At 57.6% G+C, this 19,429-nt stretch carries 16 protein-coding genes; all 16 read right to left on the bottom strand.

Annotation, left to right across the window (positions count from 1 at the left end; translation table 11 throughout):
- Nucleotides 1–2: 2 nt before the first annotated feature.
- Nucleotides 3–1,361: a flagellar protein export ATPase FliI gene (gene fliI, locus ACM6IT_RS10150; RefSeq protein WP_056721574.1), complete on the bottom strand. Its 1,359-nt coding sequence runs from the start codon at nucleotides 1,359–1,361 to the stop codon at nucleotides 3–5.
- Entirely contained in the window at nucleotides 1,351–2,148 is a 798-nt protein-coding gene (fliH, locus tag ACM6IT_RS10145; RefSeq protein ID WP_056721572.1) for a flagellar assembly protein FliH, read from the bottom strand. Before fliH ends, fliI begins: the two co-directional genes overlap by 11 nt.
- A gap of 4 nt (nucleotides 2,149–2,152) precedes the next feature.
- The gene (fliG, locus tag ACM6IT_RS10140) at nucleotides 2,153–3,172 is read right to left on the bottom strand and encodes a flagellar motor switch protein FliG (protein ID WP_007983391.1); all 1,020 of its coding nucleotides are present in this window, start codon (nucleotides 3,170–3,172) and stop codon (nucleotides 2,153–2,155) included.
- On the bottom strand, nucleotides 3,165–4,952 hold the full coding sequence (gene fliF / locus ACM6IT_RS10135) for a flagellar basal-body MS-ring/collar protein FliF (RefSeq protein WP_414917916.1): 1,788 nt from the start codon (nucleotides 4,950–4,952) through the stop codon (nucleotides 3,165–3,167). The genes fliG and fliF overlap by 8 nt, the downstream gene beginning before the upstream one ends.
- A gap of 16 nt (nucleotides 4,953–4,968) precedes the next feature.
- Nucleotides 4,969–5,295 (bottom strand): flagellar hook-basal body complex protein FliE, encoded by a 327-nt coding sequence (fliE, locus tag ACM6IT_RS10130; RefSeq protein ID WP_008052868.1) that lies wholly within the window; start codon nucleotides 5,293–5,295, stop codon nucleotides 4,969–4,971.
- Nucleotides 5,296–5,420: 125 nt separating this feature from the next.
- Entirely contained in the window at nucleotides 5,421–6,806 is a 1,386-nt protein-coding gene (locus ACM6IT_RS10125; RefSeq protein ID WP_414913096.1) for a sigma-54-dependent transcriptional regulator, read from the bottom strand.
- A 5-nt stretch (nucleotides 6,807–6,811) separates the two neighbouring features.
- Nucleotides 6,812–8,023: a sensor histidine kinase gene (locus ACM6IT_RS10120; protein ID WP_414917915.1), complete on the bottom strand. Its 1,212-nt coding sequence runs from the start codon at nucleotides 8,021–8,023 to the stop codon at nucleotides 6,812–6,814.
- A gap of 110 nt (nucleotides 8,024–8,133) precedes the next feature.
- The gene (locus ACM6IT_RS10115) at nucleotides 8,134–9,609 is read right to left on the bottom strand and encodes a sigma-54 dependent transcriptional regulator (RefSeq protein WP_046037712.1); all 1,476 of its coding nucleotides are present in this window, start codon (nucleotides 9,607–9,609) and stop codon (nucleotides 8,134–8,136) included.
- 172 nt (nucleotides 9,610–9,781) lie between these two features.
- On the bottom strand, nucleotides 9,782–10,078 hold the full coding sequence (gene fliT, locus ACM6IT_RS10110) for a flagellar protein FliT (protein ID WP_414913094.1): 297 nt from the start codon (nucleotides 10,076–10,078) through the stop codon (nucleotides 9,782–9,784).
- Nucleotides 10,079–10,088: 10 nt separating this feature from the next.
- Nucleotides 10,089–10,484 carry a flagellar export chaperone FliS gene (fliS, locus tag ACM6IT_RS10105; protein WP_414917914.1) on the bottom strand — a complete coding sequence of 132 codons (396 nt, stop codon included), beginning with the start codon at nucleotides 10,482–10,484 and terminating at the stop codon, nucleotides 10,089–10,091.
- Between the two features lie 130 nt (nucleotides 10,485–10,614).
- Nucleotides 10,615–12,030, bottom strand: coding sequence for a flagellar filament capping protein FliD (gene fliD, locus ACM6IT_RS10100; RefSeq protein ID WP_414913092.1), 1,416 nt, complete (start codon nucleotides 12,028–12,030; stop codon nucleotides 10,615–10,617).
- Nucleotides 12,031–12,112: 82 nt separating this feature from the next.
- Complete coding sequence (locus ACM6IT_RS10095; RefSeq protein ID WP_414913091.1) at nucleotides 12,113–12,481, bottom strand: flagellar protein FlaG; 369 nt, start codon at nucleotides 12,479–12,481, stop codon at nucleotides 12,113–12,115.
- A gap of 72 nt (nucleotides 12,482–12,553) precedes the next feature.
- Nucleotides 12,554–13,399: a flagellin domain-containing protein gene (locus ACM6IT_RS10090; RefSeq protein WP_414913090.1), complete on the bottom strand. Its 846-nt coding sequence runs from the start codon at nucleotides 13,397–13,399 to the stop codon at nucleotides 12,554–12,556.
- A 275-nt stretch (nucleotides 13,400–13,674) separates the two neighbouring features.
- Nucleotides 13,675–14,601 (bottom strand): ketoacyl-ACP synthase III, encoded by a 927-nt coding sequence (locus ACM6IT_RS10085; RefSeq protein ID WP_414913089.1) that lies wholly within the window; start codon nucleotides 14,599–14,601, stop codon nucleotides 13,675–13,677.
- 228 nt (nucleotides 14,602–14,829) lie between these two features.
- On the bottom strand, nucleotides 14,830–16,587 hold the full coding sequence (locus tag ACM6IT_RS10080; RefSeq protein ID WP_414917913.1) for a methyltransferase domain-containing protein: 1,758 nt from the start codon (nucleotides 16,585–16,587) through the stop codon (nucleotides 14,830–14,832).
- Nucleotides 16,584–19,427 (bottom strand): glycosyltransferase family 2 protein, encoded by a 2,844-nt coding sequence (locus ACM6IT_RS10075; RefSeq protein ID WP_414917912.1) that lies wholly within the window; start codon nucleotides 19,425–19,427, stop codon nucleotides 16,584–16,586. The genes ACM6IT_RS10080 and ACM6IT_RS10075 overlap by 4 nt, the downstream gene beginning before the upstream one ends.
- Nucleotides 19,428–19,429: the final 2 nt, after the last annotated feature.

Genomic DNA, 19,429 nt, shown 5'->3' with positions numbered 1-19,429 from the left:
GCTTAACCACCTGCCGCGGGCGCGAAGATCGAGGCCAGATACGCTTCGCTTTCGCCCAGGCTGATGCTGTCGTTGAGGCCCTGACGCAGGTATTTGACCAGTTGCGGTTGCAGGGAAATCGCCAGGTCGGTCTCGCGATCACCACCGGCGACGTAGGCGCCAACGCTGATCAGGTCGCGACTCTGCTGATAGCGCGACCACAATTGCTTGAAGTACTGCGCGCGCATCATGTGCTCCGGCGACACCACCGCCGGCATGACCCGGCTGATGGAGGCCTCGATATCGATGGCCGGGTAATGCCCTTCCTCGGCCAGGCGCCGCGACAGCACGATGTGCCCGTCGAGCACGCCCCGCGCCGAGTCGGCAATCGGGTCCTGCTGGTCATCGCCTTCGGACAGCACGGTGTAGAACGCAGTGATCGAACCACCACCTTTCTCCGCGTTGCCGGCCCGTTCCACCAGTTTCGGCAGCTTGGCGAATACCGACGGCGGATAGCCCTTGGTCGCTGGCGGCTCACCGATGGCCAGGGCGATTTCCCGCTGGGCCTGGGCGAAACGGGTCAGCGAATCCATGAGCAACAGGACGTTCTTGCCCTTGTCGCGGAAATATTCGGCGATGCGCGTGCAGTACATGGCCGCGCGCAGACGCATCAGCGGCGCATCGTCCGCCGGAGACGCTACCACCACTGAACGCTTGAGCCCTTCTTCACCGAGGATGTGCTCGATGAACTCTTTAACTTCACGCCCCCGCTCACCGATCAGCCCGACGACGATGATGTCGGCCTCGGTGAAGCGGGTCATCATGCCCAACAGCACGGATTTACCGACACCGGTACCGGCGAACAGCCCGAGACGCTGGCCGCGCCCCACCGTCAACATGCCGTTGATGCATCGGATGCCCACGTCCAGCGGCTCGCTGATCGGTTCGCGCTTGAGCGGGTTGATGGTCGGGCCATCCATCGGCACCCAGTCCTCGGCCTTCATCCCGCCCTTGCCGTCCAGCGCCCGACCGGCGCCATCGAGCACCCGCCCGAGCATGCTCATGCCCATGGGCAGGCGACCGGTATCGGACAGGGGAACAACGCGGGCGCCGGGTGCAATACCAGCAACGCTGCCGACCGGCATCAGAAAGATTTTGCTGCCGGAGAAGCCCATGACTTCGGCTTCGACCTGCACCGGGTGATAGCTGTCGTCGTTGATCACCATGCAGCGGCTACCCATGGCGGCGCGCAGACCTTCGGCTTCGAGGGTCAGGCCGACCATGCGCAACAAGCGGCCCTCAAGGATCGGCGCGCCGGCCAATTCAGTCGCCTCGGCGTAACTGCCCAGGCGCTTGGCGAAGCTGGTGCGTTCAAGGCGCATCAGGTGCATCCGCTTCTGGCGCGGCCGCAGGCTTGCTGTCGATCGGCAGTTCCAGGCTCAGGTCCGGCGCGGCCGGGTGCAAGGCCTGCTCGTGCAATTGATCGAACAGTTTGTCCATCACCTGCACGACACGGGTTTCGACCGTGGCGTCGATGCGGCTGTGTTCGGTCTCGACCCGGCAACCGCCGGGCAACAGCGATTCGTCCTCGACGATGCGCCAGGTTTCCTCATGACGCTCGCGCAGGGCTTTGACCTGTGCGAAGTCCTGGGGATTGATGTACAGCCGCACATTGCCCACGCCCAACGGCAAGAGCTTGAGTGCTTCGCGCATGACGTGTTCGATCTGCGTCGAGTCGATGGCCAGTTCGCGCTGGATCACTTGCCTGGTGATGTGCTGCACGAGCTCGACCAGGGACTTTTCAATCTGGGTGTCCTGCCCGGCGATGGGCTCGAACAAGTGCGCCATCAACTGTTCCAGCCCGGCAAGCTTCGGTGCCAGCGCCTGTTCGGCTTCCTGGCGGACCTTGAGCGTGGTGCTGTGGAAGCCCTCCTTCTCACCCACCGCGAAACCTTCGTTGTAGGCCTCCTGGCGAATGCTTTCGAGTTCTTCCAGGGTCAGTGGCTGGACCTCCTCCAGCGGCACCTCTTCCATTTCCGGCGGTTCGGGTTCAGGCGCAGGTTCTGGCTCGGGTTCCGGCGGGTCGAAACTGGGCAGCGCCCAGGACTCGAAGCCACTGACATCCCTGGCCCGGATCAGGTCAGTGGGTGCATCATCATTCTTGACCATGGTGTTAGATCATTTCCTCGCCGCCTTTGCCGCCGAGAACGATTTCCCCGGCTTCGGCCATACGGCGGGCAATGGTGAGGATTTCCTTCTGCGCGGTTTCCACGTCGCTGACGCGCACCGGGCCCTTGGCTTCCAGGTCGTCGCGCAACAGTTCGGCCGCACGCTTGGACATGTTCTTGAAGATCTTTTCCTTGACGCCTTCGTCCGACCCTTTGAGGGCCAGTACCAGCACGTCGGAGGACACTTCGCGCAACAGTGCCTGGATACCTCGGTCGTCGACGTCGGCCAGGTTGTTGAATACGAACATGAGGTCTTCGATCTGGCCGGACAGGTCTTCGTCGACTTCGCGGATCGAGTCCATGAGCTGGCCTTCGATCGAGCTGTCGAGGAAGTTCATGATGTCCGCCGCGCGCTTGATGCCACCCAGGGTGGTGCGCGAGGCATTCGAGTTGCCGGAGAACTGCTTCTCGAGAATCTGGTTGAGCTCTTTCAGGGCCGCTGGCTGTACGGTGTTCAGCGAGGACACCCGCAAAATGATGTCCAGCCGCACCTTGTGGTCGAAGTTGCCGAGCACTTCACCGGCCTGGTCCGGATCGAGATACGCCACCACGATCGCCTGGATCTGCGGGTGCTCATAACGGATCACGTCGGCGACGGCGCGCGGCTCCATCCATTTCAGGCTGTCGAGGCCGCTGGTGTTGCCACCGAGCAGGATGCGGTCGATCAGGCCGTTGGCCTTGTCTTCGCCCAGGGCCTGGGTGAGCATCTTGCGCACATAGTCGTCGGAGCCGACGCCCAGGCTGGTCTGGTCGCCGACGATATCGACGAACTCGCTCATCACCTGTTCGACCTGCTCGCGGTGCACATTCCCCATCTGGGCCATCGCCACGCCCACGCGCTGGACTTCTTTGGGGCCCATGTGACGCAGCACCTGGGCGGCGTCGGTGGAGCCCAGGGACAGCAACAGGATTGCGGCTTTGTCGACCTTGGACAGTTTGGCGGCAACGGCTCGGTTATCACTCATCTGCGTTAATCCACTCTTTCACGACCTGGGCCACACGACCCGGATCTTCTGCCACCAGACTCTTGATTGCGTTCAACTGAGCGTCATAGCCTTCGCTCGGACTCGGCAGCAGGATGCTGGTCGGGCCACCGAGGCTGACACGGTCGTTGGCCAGTTCGCCGTCCAGGCCGCCCATGCCGCCCAACTCGACGTCGCTACCCAAACCAACAAGCTGCTTGCCCTTGCCGCCACCGGTGATGTTGTTGAGCACCGGACGCAGCACACCGAACACCAGCACCAGAATGAACAGCACGCCCAGCACTTGCTTGACGATGTCCCAGAACCACGGCTGGGAGTAGAACGGAATTTCGGCAATCACCTCACCGCGCTCGGCGGAGAACGGCATGTTGATCACGCTGACACTGTCGCCACGGCTGGCATCGAAGCCGACCGCGTCCTGCACCAGGCGAGTGAAGCGCGCCAATTCATCGGCGGTCCACGGCGCACGGGTGGTTTCGCCGTTGGCCGGGTTGATCTTGACCTGATCATCAACGACTACCGACACCGACAGGCGATTCAACCGGCCCTGCTGCTGCTTGGTGTGGCTGATGGAGCGATCGAGTTCGAAGTTCCTGGTCGATTGTTGACGCTTGTCCGCCGGGTACGGCGCGAGCATCGGCTGACCGGTGGCCGGGTCCATGATTTGCTGGCCGTTGGCATCAACCAGTGGCTGGCCCGGTTGCACCATGCCTGCTGCCCCCGGAGTGCCGCCGGTGGTCTGCGGCGCGGAGGCCGGCGCTGGCGGCTGGTTGCTCAGGGCACCCGGCACGCCTTGCGGGCCATTGCTGGCGGTACGCTGTTCGTTGACCGACTGTTCGCTGCGCAATGCCGGTTGATCCGGGTTGAATTGCTCGGAAGTCGATTCGACCGCACTGAAATCCACGTCAGCCGAGACTTCGGCCTTGTAACGGTCGTTGCCCAGCACCGGCTGCAGGATGTTGTGCACGCGCTGGGTGAGCATGCTTTCCATGCGACGGCTGTAGTCGAACTGCTTGCCGGCCATGGTCAGCTCGGAGTTTTCCGCCTGATCGGAAAGCAGGTTGCCCTTCTGGTCGACCACGGTGATCTGCGACTTGCTGAGTTCGGGAACACTGGTTGCCACCAGGTTGATGATGGCTACGACCTGGCCGGGTTCCAGGGAGCGACCGGAATAGAGTTCAACCAGAACCGATGCGCTCGGCTTGCGCTCGTCGCGCACGAACACCGAACTTTTCGGGATCGCCAGGTGCACGCGGGCACCCTTGACGTTGTTCAGGCTGGAGATGGTGCGGGCCAGTTCGCCTTCGAGGCCGCGACGGTAGCGGGTCGCTTCCATGAACTGGCTGGTGCCCAGTCCCTGTTCCTTGTCGAGGATTTCAAAACCGATGTTGCCATCGCTGGGAGTGACACCAGCGGCCGCGAGCTTGAGCCGCGCACGGGACAGGTCATCGGCCTTGACCAGCAAGGCTCCGGAATTGGGTTCGACGGTGTACGGGATATCGGCGGAGGCCAGGGTATCCATGACCTGCTTGGCATCCATGCCGGCAAGGCTGCCGTACAGAGGCCGATAGTCCGGTTGCTGGGACCACAACACCACGGCAAAACCAATCGCCACGCTTGCCGCCAGGCCGACCAACAGGCCCACCTGACGCAACATGGTCATCTCGGAGAGGTTTTCCAGGAAGGACAACCCGAACAGCGGCGGTTTGCCGTCTATTGGAGCGGCCTTGGCCGGAACGTTATCGGCGACTGCTTCTGCCATGACTCAATCTCGTCCTTTAAACCGGCATCTGCATGATGTCTTGGTAGGCCTGGACCACTTTGTTGCGCACCTGGGTCAACGCCTGGAACGACACACTGGCCTTCTGCGAGGAAATCATTACGTCCGTGAGATCGACGCCGCTTTTGCCGATTTCGAACGCACTGGCCAACTGCGTGGAAGCCTGCTGGGTGTCGTTCACTTTATTGATAGCCTGACCGAACATGTCGGAAAAGCTGCTGCCCGTCATTTCAGGGACGGCAGTCGATTTCGGCGCAGACATGGCATCCATTTGCATGGCGCGCATATCCAGCATCAACCGATTGAATTCAATACCTTGGCTCATGGTTTCTCTCTTTGACGACCCGCAATTTTTTGACACTCACTCGGCGGGTAGTGAGGTGTTAGCAACAAGGGTGCCAGCTCCATGGCCACTCTGAACAAAAGCCCTCCTGACTACCAAACCCACATTCAGGTCGCGAACAAAAAGGCTTCCACATCCATGCCGGCATCGCGCATCTGCGCCAGCTTGTAGCGCAGGGTTCGCGGGCTGATACCCAGGCGCTCGGCCGCCTCTTTGCGACGACCGCGCTCGGCGCGCAGGGTATCGATGATCATCTGGAATTCACGGCGACGCAGGTCATCGCCCAGCGCACCGGCCGACTCGGATCCGACTTCCACAGAACACACCGGCGCCTGCGCCAACGCAGGCAGTGGCGCACAAGCCACCGGCCCGGCCAGGCAGAAATCCTGCGGCTGGATCAAGCCGCCCTGCTGCAAGATCAGCGCACGCTGAATCGCGTTGTCCAGCTCACGCACGTTACCCGGCCACGGATAACCGATCAGGCACGCCTGGGCTTCGGGGGACAACCTGGCAGCCGAATGCTTCATTTTATTGATGTGCCGGGCCAGCAGACGCTCGGCCAGCGGCAGGATGTCGGCGGTGCGCTCGCGCAATGGGCGCCAGGCCAGGGGAAACACCGACAGGCGATAGTAAAGATCTTCGCGAAAACGCCCTGCTGCCACTTCACCCGCCAGGTCGCGATTGGTGGTGGCGACCACACGAATGTCCAGGGTGATCGGCTTGCGCGCCCCCACCCTTTCGACCTCGCGCTCTTGCAGCACGCGCAGCAGCTTGGCCTGGAGCCCCAGGGGCATTTCGGAAATTTCGTCGAGCAGAATGGTGCCGCCGTCGGCCTGCTCGAACTTGCCGGCTTGCGCGGCAATGGCGCCGGTGAAGGAACCCTTCTCGTGCCCGAACAAGGTCGCTTCGAGCATGTTGTCCGGGATCGCTGCGCAGTTGATCGCAATGAACGGCTGACGGGCGCGATGAGAATGCTGATGGATGTAGCGCGCCAGCACTTCCTTGCCCGTGCCCGACTCACCCGAGATCAACACCGTGGAATCGCTGCGTGCGACCCGCGCTGCCAATTCGAGCAACTGCGCGCTCGCCGGCTCGAATGCTATCGGCCCTTCACCCTCGACCAGGCCGAGACTGCCCAGGGCATGACGCCCCACCAGATCGAGCAACGCCTTGGGCTCGAATGGCTTGACCAGATAGTCCGCCGCCCCTTGGCGCATCGCGTCGACCGCACGCTCGACCGCACCGTGAGCCGTCATCAGCAACACCGGCAACTGCGGCTGCCGCGCTCGCAGCAGGCCCAGCAACTGGTGGCCGTCCATGCCCGGCATGTTGACGTCGCTGATCACCAGGCTGAAGGCTTCGCCACCGACGGCAAGCAACGCCTCCTCTGCCGAGCCCACCGCCTTGTAATCGTGGCCCGCGAGCAACAGCGTATCGGCCAGCGCCTCGCGCAATGCGCGATCATCTTCGACCAACAGAACCTTGATACCCATCTGTGTCACTCCGCTCCTTGAGCGCTGCTGAACAACGGCAGGATCACCTGCGCGCAGGTGCCGCGACCGAGCCGCGAGCGCAACTGCAATTGTCCCTGATGAGCACGCGCCACTGCCTTGACCACGGTCAGGCCAAGACCCGTGCCGGTGGCCTTGGTGGTAAAAAAGGGCTCGCCCAATCGCGCCAGGACGGCGACATCGATACCGGAGCCACTGTCACTGACGCACAGACGCAGGTTGTTGCCGCGGGTGTAGAGGTGAATCTTGAGGCGCACTTGACCGGCACTGGCCTGAATGGCGTTCTCGATCAGATTGAGGATCGCGCCGACCAGGGTATCGCGATTGCACAGCAACTCCCCCGAATGACTGTCGCACTGCCAGCGGATCGGCAGATCCTGTACGTGGGTCAACGCCGCCGCTTGCAACGATTGCATCAATTGGCCTGGCGTCACGCGGTCGGTCAGCGGCAACTCGCCCCGGGCGAAGACCAGCATGTCGCGCACCTGGTGCTCCAGTTCGTGCAGGCGCTCCTTGAGACGCCCGGCAAAGCGTTGCTGGGTAGCGACCGGTAGCTCCTGCTCGGTCAAGTGACTGGCATACAGCAACGCGGCGGACAACGGCGTGCGTATCTGATGCGCCAACGAAGCGACCATGCGCCCCAGCGACGACAGCCGCTCATGACGGGCCAGTTGATCCTGCAGGTGGCGGGTTTCGGTCAGGTCGTTGAGCAACACCAACTGGCCAGGCTCGGCGTCCAGCGAGCGCGTGGCGATCGACAGGCGCCGACCATCCTTGAGGGAGACTTCATGACCATCGTCTTCGCGCGGCGCAAAACAGCGGGCAATGACGTGGCGCCACAATTCACCCTCCAGCGGCAGCCCCAGCAACTCGCACGCCGCCGGATTGGCTTCGCGCACGATGCCCTGGGCGTCAATGACGATGACACCGCCGGGTAACAGATCGAGGAGGTTTTGCAGACGGTTGGCCAGGCGTTCTTTTTCTGCGAGCTCCTGCATGCGCTGGGCGCTGACCACCGCCAATTCACCCTTGAGCTCGGTGACCCGGGCTTCAAGCATGCTGTAGGAATCGGTCAACTGACTGGACATCTGATTGAACAGCGCGAATGCCTGCTCAAGGCCAAGCCGGCTCGCCTGCTCCGCGGAGGACGGTTGCCGCGAAGCATCAGGGACAGGAGACATCTGGGCGGCTTGGGGCATCGTGCTCTCTCGCTTGGCTGACCGTCAGTGAAACGGAACGTTGCGAGGGACGTAGCAATACCCGTGCCTAAAAAAAACTGCTTATAAATGAATGAGTTGAAAAACAGGCGTCAATCATCCGCCTGTTCGTCTCCATCACGACGGCTCATGCCGTACTTGCGCATCTTTTCCACCAGCGTGGTACGACGAATGCGCAGGCGCTCGGCTGCGCGGGCCACAATACCGTTGGCATCATCCAGCGCTTGCTGGATCAGCCCCTGCTCCAGGCCACCGAGGTAGTCCTTCAGGTCCAGGCCTTCCGGCGGCAGCATGGCATTGGCGGTGAAGTCCTGGGTATGGCCGTTGATGGCCACGCGCTCCTCCAGATCGCTGCGCAGGCTGTCGACCATTTGCTCATCTTCATCGTCGACGTAGCGGAATTTCTTCGGCAACTCGACTACGCCGATCACGCCGTATGGATGCATGATCGCCATGCGCTCCACCAGGTTGGCCAGTTCGCGGACGTTGCCCGGCCAGCCATGGCGGCACAGCGACATGATCGCCGCCGAGTTGAAACGGATCGAACCGCGCTTCTCGTGCTCCATGCGCGAGATCAGCTCGTTCATCAGCAGCGGAATGTCTTCGACGCGCTCACGCAGCGGCGCCATTTCGATCGGGAACACGTTCAGGCGGTAGTACAGGTCTTCGCGGAAGGTACCGATCTCGATCATGCTTTCGAGATTCTTGTGGGTCGCGGCAATGATGCGCACGTCGACGCTCTGGGTCTTGTTGCTGCCCACGCGCTCGAAGGTGCGCTCCTGCAACACGCGCAGCAACTTGACCTGCATCGGCAGCGGCATGTCGCCGATTTCATCGAGGAACAGGGTGCCGCCGTTGGCCAGTTCGAATCGACCGGCGCGGCTGGTGATCGCCCCGGTGAAGGCGCCCTTCTCGTGGCCGAACAATTCGCTTTCCAGCAACTCGGCAGGGATCGCCCCGCAGTTGACCGGCACAAACGGCGCTTCGCGGCGCTTGGAATGGTAATGCAGGTTGCGCGCAACCACTTCCTTGCCGGTGCCGGACTCACCGAGGATCAGCACGCTGGCATCGGTGTCAGCGACTTGCTGCATCATCTGGCGCACGTGTTGAATCGCCCGGCTGGTGCCGACAAGACTGCGGAAAAGATTGGGTTCGCGATGACGACCGCGCTCGCGGGCCTGGTCGTACATCTCGCGATAGACCTGGGCACGGTGCAGCGAATCGAGCAACTTGCTGTAGCTGGGCGGCATTTCAAGGGTCGAAAGCACCCGCCGACGCTGGTCTTCCGGCAGGTCAATGGAAGAATTATCGCCCATTAACAAAACCGGAAGGAACTCATCCCATGTCGACAGTGTCTTAAGCAAGCCCAGAAGTGCACCAGGAGCATTGACCGTCCCGATGAGGACACAGATCACTTCACGACTTGACGACAAAGAGCCGACAGCCTGCTGCCAGTCATGGCTACCGCAGGGTAAATTTTCTTCGCCAAGAAAATTTAAAATCACCGCCAGGTCGCGGCGGCGGACGCTATCGTCATCAATCAGCAGAATTTTGGTTTCACGCCACATGCAATAGCAACTTCCCTAGTCAACTCGATGCCCAAAATGCTGGGGCAAGCTAAACGCTTGCAGGCACAAATATGCCTGAAGACGACTGAAATCTGGAACAGCCACTAGTTAAGTCAAAAAACCGTGCACAGTCAAATTTATGGCGCACATGTCTGGATTAACTTGGGGTTAATTAACCGAACAGATGGTAAACCTTTGCTGCGTTTTGTGCTTGGTGGATCTGCGACATCTCATCGACTATTGCCTGGCGCTCTCCCGTTGCCGCCTCAAGCAGCTGCTTGTAGACACCCAGCAACTCTTCAAGGTTATCGCGCAACGCCGCCTCGTCCACCGAAGGTTCACTCAAGACGTCTTCCATGCAGGAACGGCAAGACTGGTCCAACTCACCGATGGCTTCCCAGTTACGCTCGGCCAGAGCGCCTACCAGACCTTCTCGGGTTTGTTCGATTCGCTGCAATACAAGACTCATGGTGATCTCCTTAAAACTGAGGAGCCGGCGCGGCAATACCGTCCCAGCCGTCCTTGACGGTGCGAAGCAGATCGGCGACTTCGTCGAGAGTCTTTGGATCGCCCTTCACATTGGCTTCGGTCAGACGCTTCATCATGTAGGTGTACAGATTGTCCAGCTCACCTACGGTGTCGAGGGCGTTTTCCAAATCCAGCCCTTCACGCAAGCCACCGATGATGCCGATAGCCTTGCTGATGAAAATGCCCCGATTGGGAATATCCTTGCGCTCCATCGCGCCCCTGGCTTGAGCGATCCGGTCAAGTCCGCCTTCCATCAGCATCTGTACGAGGCGATGAGGACTGGCTTCGGAAGTTTGCGCCTGGGCGCCAATCTTCTGGTATTGGCGAAGGGCTAACATTGGATTCATGTTGTACCTCATCAGAAATCTGTGGATCGTATAACCAGTGTATCGACGATGCGTCAAAAAACTTTAACCACGACACGCAAAAGCCCGGGGCGTTGATCGACGCTGCCGGGCTTTTGGCGTTCATGGGCTATCAGCTGTTCTTCCGCTGCGCGGCCATCGCGTCAAACATTGAAGTGATGTTACTGGCGGTTGCTTTGAGCTTACCTACCAAAGTATCCATGTCGTTGTACTTTTTGGTCAGTACCGCCGTCAGCGTTTCAATACGACGATCAAGGGCCGCCTGATCGGCAGCCAGTTTGGCCGAAGTCTTGCTCAAGCTGGTGCTGCGCTGATCAAGAATGCCACCGGTTTCCGTGAACGGAGTAATCGCCTTGGTCATCCGCTCCAGCAGTCCGTTACTACCCGTGAACAACTCCTGGACTTCACCGCCCAGCTTTTTGTCATTCATCGCGATGGTGAATTTGGTGCTATCGAAATCCAGTGCGCCGGTCTTCTGATTGGTGGTAATCCCCAACTGAGCGAGCACCGTGAGCTGATTTCCGGCACCTGTTTCCGCTAATGGGCCGCGAACTGTGGACAGAATTGAACGAGGCAACGCGTCACCAGTCAATGCCGCGGAAACCGGATTACCATCAGCACCGACCGAAGGTGTAGTCAACTTCGAGATACCGTTGGCGAGGGCATTATAGGAATCGACGAATTTTTGAATTGATGCCTTCAGACCATCATTGTTAGCGGCCACCGTTACACTGGTGGCACCTTTCGCGACCAGATTCAACGTCAAACCTGAGATGGCTTTATCGACCGTATTAGTCTTGCTGGTCAACGCCATGCCGTCGACCGTGAAATTGGCATCAACAGCGGCAGCGCCAATAATACCAGCGGAATCCTTGGTCATCGGTGCGTCGGTGGTACCCACAACTTCACTGCCGATCGTCAACTCCGGAATGCCGCCGACCCTGATATCAGAACCTGAGCCGGTAGTGGTCGACCCCAGCACCAGGCGCGAACCGAAAGAGTCGGTCACGATGTTGGCACTGATACCTGCTGCCTTGAGCGACGCATCGGCGTTGATCGAGTCCCGCACCGATTGCAATGTAGCCCCACTATCGATGGTGAGGTTATACGTCGAGGTGCCTTGCTGGATGGTGAGAGGGCCAGCCGTTATCGAACTGGTCACGCCATTCTTAAAAGCCGCACTGGTGACTTTCGAGGAAGTCGCCATATTCTGGACATCAATGGCGTAACTACCACCCACAGCGGTATTACTCGCGGTAGCCGTGACGATTTTCACATCCGAGGAAGTGGCAGCAAAACCCGGAAACTGTGGACTGGTGGTGCTTCCCAAGTCAGTCATGGACTTTGCAAAGGCGGCCATCAAGGATTTCAAGGTACCAATACCAGAGAGACTTGCAGTATTAGCCTTGGCCCCTCGGTCAATCTGACTTTGCTTGGCCGCCTTGTCAGAATCGACCAGTGCCTTGACAATAGCAGAGGTATCAAGGCCGGACCCTAAGCCAAGACCCGGTAGAATTGGACTCGCCATGTGAAACTCCCTTCAGTGTCTCGCCGGTCTTTTGACCACTACAACGCCCAAAAGAACATAGCAACAATATTTGTGCCAACTGTCAGACTTTAACGCTGAACAACAGGCTGCTTGCATCATTCAAACTACTGGCCAACTTCAGGACTTCTTCGTTGGGGATTTGACGAACCACCTCACCGGAGTCACTGGCAATGACCTTTACAACAACCTTGCCTGAAGGCTCGTCAATCGAGAATTCAAGGTTCCGTTTGACCGACTGAACAAATTTTTCAATTTCCTGAACGGCCATCTTCAGTTTTTCCTGTTCGGACCGGTCGTTTTTACCTTCATCCTTGACGGTAACCACTGGTGCAGTTTCCGCGAGAGGTTTCCGTGCAGGCTTATCGGCAACGGTCGTCGTCGCCTGCTGGGACGCAGGATAAGACAAGTTCAGCTTGACGTTCATATCCATGTCCATCACCTCTTAAAGTAAAAAGCGAGAGAGCGCGACATTCGCACTCCCCCGCCAAAACTCACCGGGCTATTACTGAAGCAGTTTCAGTACAGCGGATGGCAGTTGGTTGGCCTGAGCCAGAACTGCGGTGGAAGCTTGTTGCAGGGTTTGTTGCTTGGTCAGCTGTGCAGTTTCAGCAGCGAAGTCGGTATCTTGTACGCGACCCAGTGCAGCACTGGCGTTTTCGTTGATGTTCTGCAGGTTGGAGATGGTGCTGGTCAGACGGTTTTGTGCAGCACCGAGGTCAGCACGGGAGCTGTTGATGGTTTGCAGGGCACTATCAATCGCGTCAACAGCAGCCGAGAAGTTAGCCTGGATGTCGCTGTCTGCACCAGAGATCGCAATTGTGCCGCTGTCAACACCCAGAGTGGTGGCCTTCAGATCACCCAGAGTAATCGAAATTTGGTTATCGGAGCTCGTTTCAGAACCAACCTGGAAGGTCATAGTGTTGCTAGCGGTGTTCAGCAGATTCTTGCCGTTGAGCTGGGTGCTGTCAGCAATACGAGTCAGCTCTTCCGACATTTGCGAGAATTCTTTGTTCAGCGCATCACGGTCGTCGGAACTGTTGGAGCTGTTACGCGACTGGATGGCCAATTCACGCATACGCTGCAGAATGTTGGTTTGCTCCTGCATCGCGCCTTCAGCAGTCTGGGCGATGGAAATCCCGTCGTTGGCGTTTTTGATCGCCATGGTCTGACCACGGATCTGCGAAGTCATGCGGGTAGCGATCTGCAGACCGGCGGCGTCGTCTTTGGCGCTGTTGATTTTCAGACCGGAAGACAGACGGGTCATCGAAGTCGACAGTGCATCGGAAGCCTTGTTCAGGTTCTTCTGAACGTTCAACGATGTAACGTTAGTGTTTACTGTTAAAGCCATGACGAATTCCTCGTTGGTTGGGTACTGCGGCTTCCGGCCCTGGCAACCGCCGGGTGTGGCCTAGAGAACCTTCGTAATAGTTATCGTCGTCAAGGCAGGTTGCTTGAGGGGTTTTTTAAAAAAAATTACTAGCAGACTGCCACCCCCTGTAAAACAAGGGCTTAGCGATCTTGCGCCATAAAAAATGACGTCAAAAAAGCCACCAGCAAAAGCGCCAGACAAAAAAATAGCGCTACCGAAAAGCCGGTAGCGCTATTTGTGACAGCCTGAACGATTCAGCCACGATAAAGAATCGCCGACCCCCAGGACAAGCCTACGCCGAACCCACTGATAGCAACGCGCCTCCATGTCGAGGTCAATACATGTTTCTCCAGCAGAAGCGGAATGCTCGAAGACACGGTATTGCCGGTCTCGACCATGTCCTTGATGAATTTCTCTGGCTCGCCTTCAAAGCGTCGGGCGACTGCATCGACAATGGCCGCACTGCCCTGGTGGATGCAGAATGCATCGATTTCACTGGCTTGCAACTGCGACTCGTCCAACAGTTCGTGCAGATGCGCAGGCACCTTCAACAGGGCAAAGTTAAACACCTGGCGACCATTCATGAAAAACACGCCGTCGCTGACCTTCAGGTGCGGAGCACCCGAACCGTCGGTGCCGAACTTGGACTTGCCCAACTGCCACGGCGCGCCCTCGGTCATCCACGTTGCGGTAGCGGCATCACCGAACAGCATGGTGGTATTACGGTCTTCCGGATCGACAATTTTCGAGTAAGGGTCTGCAGTGATCAGCAAACCATTCTTTAATCCTGCCGCTTCCATGAAGCCTTTCATGGCGTAGATGCCGTAAACGTAGCCCGAGCACCCCAGGGAAATATCGAACGCGGCCACATGGGTCGGCAGACCCAGCTTGTCCTGAACAATGGCGGCAGTATGCGGCAGCCCTTCTTCATCACCGTTCTGCGTGACAACGATCAGTGCATCAATGGACTCGCGTTTGAGGTCCGGGTTATTGGCGAACAATGCGTTGACCGCTTCAACGCACAGGTCCGAGGTTTCCTGCTCAACGCCTTTGCGCGGCAGGAACGCCGAACCGATCTTGCCGAGGATGAATTCTTCATCTTTGGCGAATTTGGCACCCTGAGCGTAGTTATCGATACCGACGGTCGGTACGTAACTCGCTATGCTTTTTATGCCAATCATTGTGGCTTCCCGATAGATATGGCGGATTTTCACGAACGTCCAAGGCTAGACAGCAGCAGGCGGCCACCTCTGCGATCACACCCGACGCCGGTGCGGCGGCTGATTAGAGTAAAGATGCACGTTTCGACTGCCAAGTCACGATTTCGCATATTTTACTCATCACCCGGTGTTCGTTGCTCCTGTTGATCTATACCGCCTACATCGGGCTGCTACCGGCAGAAGGTGTATTTACAACACCGGATTGGTGAAAAAGCTGCCTGTCCAGTCATAAAAGACCTTGCGGAATTCTTCGTTCTCCGGCTCGACAATCAATGCCTGGCGCAAGAACTCAACCGCCTCATGCATATCTCCCAACTCTCGACTGAGATGGGCGGCAAGATGCAATTTTACCGCATCGAAAAACTCATAGGACAAGGATACCTTTAGCATCGCCAAAGCCTCACCCAACTGCCCGGCCTCCCACAGACGACTGAACTCATTGGCAAACGCCGTCTCCTCAGGCCAACGGGATCCGGCGAGTCCTTCGAATTTGCGCAATACAATAGTATGCCCATTGCCGACCTTGCTGTCGGTTTCCTCCACACATTCGATGTACCAGCTGCCCAAACCGCTATTGTTGAGGTGGTTGATCACCCGCAACATGCTTTGCAACGAGAACACTTGATAGTGCTCTCGCCAGTCGTTCTCAGGCATCGAATGAACATCGATGCCCATCTGGAACGCCTCTATCATCGCAGGCAATGTGCTCAATGCGCGTGTGGCATCACTTTTTGCCGCCACTCGCTTGGGAAAAATACAAAAGAACACACCAAAGTCTTTCAATACTCGCTGCGACTCAACATAGGCAGCCAGCACATTGGGCGCATGCTCGATCACATGGGAGCTAATGAGATAGTCGAAAGCCTGATCACTACAGTGAATGGACTGAAAGTCACCCACCAGGTCCACATTGATCATCTCTCCAGTCCGATCAACCTGAGCCTGCTTGTACTTGAGATAGTCCGCCAAGTCGCGCTCATGCACATAATTGACACCGTCACTCGGCGCAACATTCAGGCACTGCGGCAAATAGAATGCGTTGTGTGCCGCTGCGCCGAGTTCTATCCCACTGCCTACACAATACTTGTGAGCCAGTGCCATTCCTCGTTCGCTGCTGATGGCAGGCGCAGCCTTGCCCTGCCGAGACCAGCCGTATCGTGCAAGGATATTCTGCAGGCCTGCAATAAACTCCTCGGTTGTGGCCAATGGCAAAGCCACTGGTACAACGCCGTGTTTTTCCTGGAAGTAGGCGGTTGCGTTACGGGCAATCAGGTCACGATCGACCCTGGATGAAATGGTCGACTGTTCGACACTCCAGGCTTCATCCCCCAGATAGCTGGCCGAAGCGGGGATGTCTGCAAAATACCAGAACGCTGGATGCTGCCCGGACTGAATGATCCTGAGCGTGTGCTCGACATGCTCGAAGGCGTTGTAAAAACCCTCATCCATTCCTCCTGCGTCCAACAGACAACGCTTGGAATAATAAGAGAACGCTCCTACACAATGGGGATAAAACGGAACCTGCAAGCCTCCCTCGTACGTGATGGTGACACGTGGATTCGGGCTACCGTCCGATGCCTTGTTCATCAATCCATGCTGGCTGAAGTTGAGGTGCTGAATACCCGTGGCGCGAGACACCTCGATGTAACGCTCGAACACTGTCGAGTCTTGAACGAATATATCGTCCTCAATCAAAAAAATATGCTCCGCCCCCACCTTGAGCAGATGTTCAATGGCTTTATTCTTTGATTTGGCCACACCCAGGTTCTGTTCATTCTGAATGAAGATATAAGCTTCATCGCCAAAATCGGGCTCATAGGGTCGGCCATCGTTGACCACAACCACATGATCAATGATTCCCGACGGTAACGACCGGTACAACCGTTGCAACTGCTCTGGACGATTGAACGTGGTGATGCCACAGCCAACTACTTTGCCATCGATCACTGGCCATCCTCCAGGGCTGCAAGCCAAGTCAATTCGGGCGATTGTCGATCTGATACGGTTCTCGAAACATCGATACCATACTTCCCCTCGACCTCCGTACGAGCCGTAAAAGCGCCGGGCCAGCGCTCGGACACAACGGCTGCGCGTGCCAGTTCATCGGCCAGTACACCCGGATTAATCACCTGCGCCTGCGGAGCCCAAACTGTGGACCAGCCCGCCTGAGCCACTTTCAGACAGAAATCCAAATCACCGGCGACGGAGCTGCGCTCAAAGTACTCAAGGCCTCCCACCTGCTTGAATATGGATTTACGTACCATCAGGCAGTCGCTCGAAACCGCCTGGCAACTACGCTCACTACCGACTCCCAGAGCTGGTTCCAATGCCGTGTGCGAAAGCCCGACCCACGGGGAGACGACCCTTGTCGTGGCAACGAGATCGTATCCGGCATGACTGATGAATCCATCGACATCCTGCATCTTGCACCCGACAATCCCGACTTCCGGGCGCAGAGCCTGTTTCAACATCCATTCGATCCAAGCCGGTGTCGCGATATGACTACGACTGGACAACAGCACCAGATATTCGCCCGACGCGTACTGGCAAGCTTGGTTGAAGAGCTCGGCCCGTGACAGAACTTGCGGGCTCCAAAGCACTTTGATCCGTCCACCATTACCTTCGAATCTGGACAAATAGCTGCGGATTTCCTCGGGGCAGGCGGAATCTGCGACGACAATGACTTCGTAATGCTGGTAGCGGGTGCGCTGGGTTACACGCCCAAGACACTCTTTGAGTGCCTGGAGATCATTCTCCGCAGCCAACAAAATGCTGACTTGCGGAGTCTGGTAGTGACGATAATCGATATTTAACGTTTTGCCCGCCACGAGATCGACCTGCGCGCTATAACCCAAAATTGCCAGATGGCGCTTCAATGTCTCGATCGCCTCTGCATTCATCGAGTCGCCGGGGCTGTCGCTGATAACCAGGTATTCGTCCATATGGGCCAAGCCGGCCAAGCCCTGACGTTCAATCATTCTAAGCAACAGGTCGAACTCAAACGTCTCCGGACAGGCATTGCTGTAACCGCCAAGATTCATAACTTCCTGACGACGAACCAGCCAATGTTTAGACATCAAATCCGGACGGCTTCGTAGCAGTTCAAGATTGGTTCCCGGGCGCACCAGACTGACCAGCCGACCATCAACATCGCGATGAATTTCATTCGCCGAGATCGCCCGACACTCGCTCGCGCCAGGCAGCTCGGTATGCAGGCGCAGAAGACCGCCACGGGCCAGAACATCCCCTGCATCAAGTACCATCAGCCATTCAGTGCAAAGCTGGCCAACCAACTGGTTCAAACGTGCAATCAGGTTGTCTTCGGAGACTTTTACAAAATGCACCGTATCTTCGATCGTGGTAATTGTCGCTAGCTTACCGTCGCGCAAAACCACGATCTTGAACGTACGTAAACCGCTGGCAATCAAACTATCGAAGGTTCTTTGCAGGGCCTCGTCATTGCCCTGTAGATCAATGAGCAGAAATGTAACTTGAGGCGATGGATGCTTTTCCAGATGTTTGAGAACCCGCGCTGTGCTGGCATCGTCAGGTGCTGCGCATTGGATAGCTTCAAGTATCTGACCGGATGGGGTTTGCTCAAGCAGATGCTCAACGTGCACAGCACCTGATGCGATCAACCGCTGGTGCCAAGTGTTGATCTGCTGTGCCTGTAACGTGTCCTGTACTGCATCAAGTGATGCGATTAATCGCTCGATGACTTGCCTGTTAAACATACCGAGCGAGAACGCCTGCTGATAACGCAGCCGCAGACTATCGGGCGTATCGTTCAGGTGTACGGCCATTAGCTCACGCTGGCGCACCCATACGCCTTCCAGAGCATGGATGTGTTGCGACCCGGCTGGCCTGGCGTGGACAATGCACTCCAACTGCTCCAGCGAATTGAACAACCCCAAGTCGTAATAAGGCATCTCGACGAACTGGCGGCTTTCAAAACTCCACTGTGGCTTTTGCGACACACTGGTCCAACGGGAAGTAAACAGCAGCGGCGCAGTGCGAACGCTCAGAAAAACCCTGACGAATCCTTCGAGGACTTTGCTTCCCGCTTCCGTATTGCACAATTGCCAACGATCTGCGTCCCATTGACGGACAACCGGTGTGAGGCGAGCACGCTCAACATCAAGGTTATCGGCAATTGTTGCGTCGGCGGTGTATTCAACCAGGCCATGGGTCACAGGCAGGATCGCGGCGCTGTGCTCGGCCAGCAGCCCGAACGACAGAGCTGCCATTGCCCCTTCAAATGCAAGCTCGTTCGGCAGATCCTGAGCGACCTGTAACAAGACTTGTGTTCTGACGACTGCTCGCCAGGCTTCGATCCCGCATGCCGTGAACCGGCTGATCCGATCAAGTGAGGACTGCGCGTCGTTATACTTCACAAGTGCCGCGCCCTGCTTGTAAAAGCCAGTGCAGCCATTATCAGGTCGATAACCAAGCACATAGCCTTGGCTAAGCGAATACTGCAGATGCGTATTCAAAAAACCTATGTTTTCCTCTAGTGCATCGAACAACAGAAAGTCGCTTTCTGAAGCCAGTACGACATACGGCGTAACAACAGCCCGCAAGCTGGCAATAAGCGCAGGCTTCCAATTTTTTGCGGTTGATCGGGATGTTGGCTTACCCGCCACATCCATACTCACCGTCATCACATTGGAGATTCGGGAACGATAATACCCGCCTGCTCTTTGCAAATAATTTGATCCGGAACGTCCCAGCAGGATGATTGTGACGTCATTTAGCGTCGACGCAGCTGCCATTGACTCTTCACCCATAG

This window comes from Pseudomonas sp. IT-P4, assembly GCF_949767755.1.
Lineage (GTDB): Bacteria > Pseudomonadota > Gammaproteobacteria > Pseudomonadales > Pseudomonadaceae > Aquipseudomonas > Aquipseudomonas monachiensis.
Note: the sequence above shows the minus strand (reverse complement) of the source record. Positions and strands in the feature narration are given on the sequence as shown.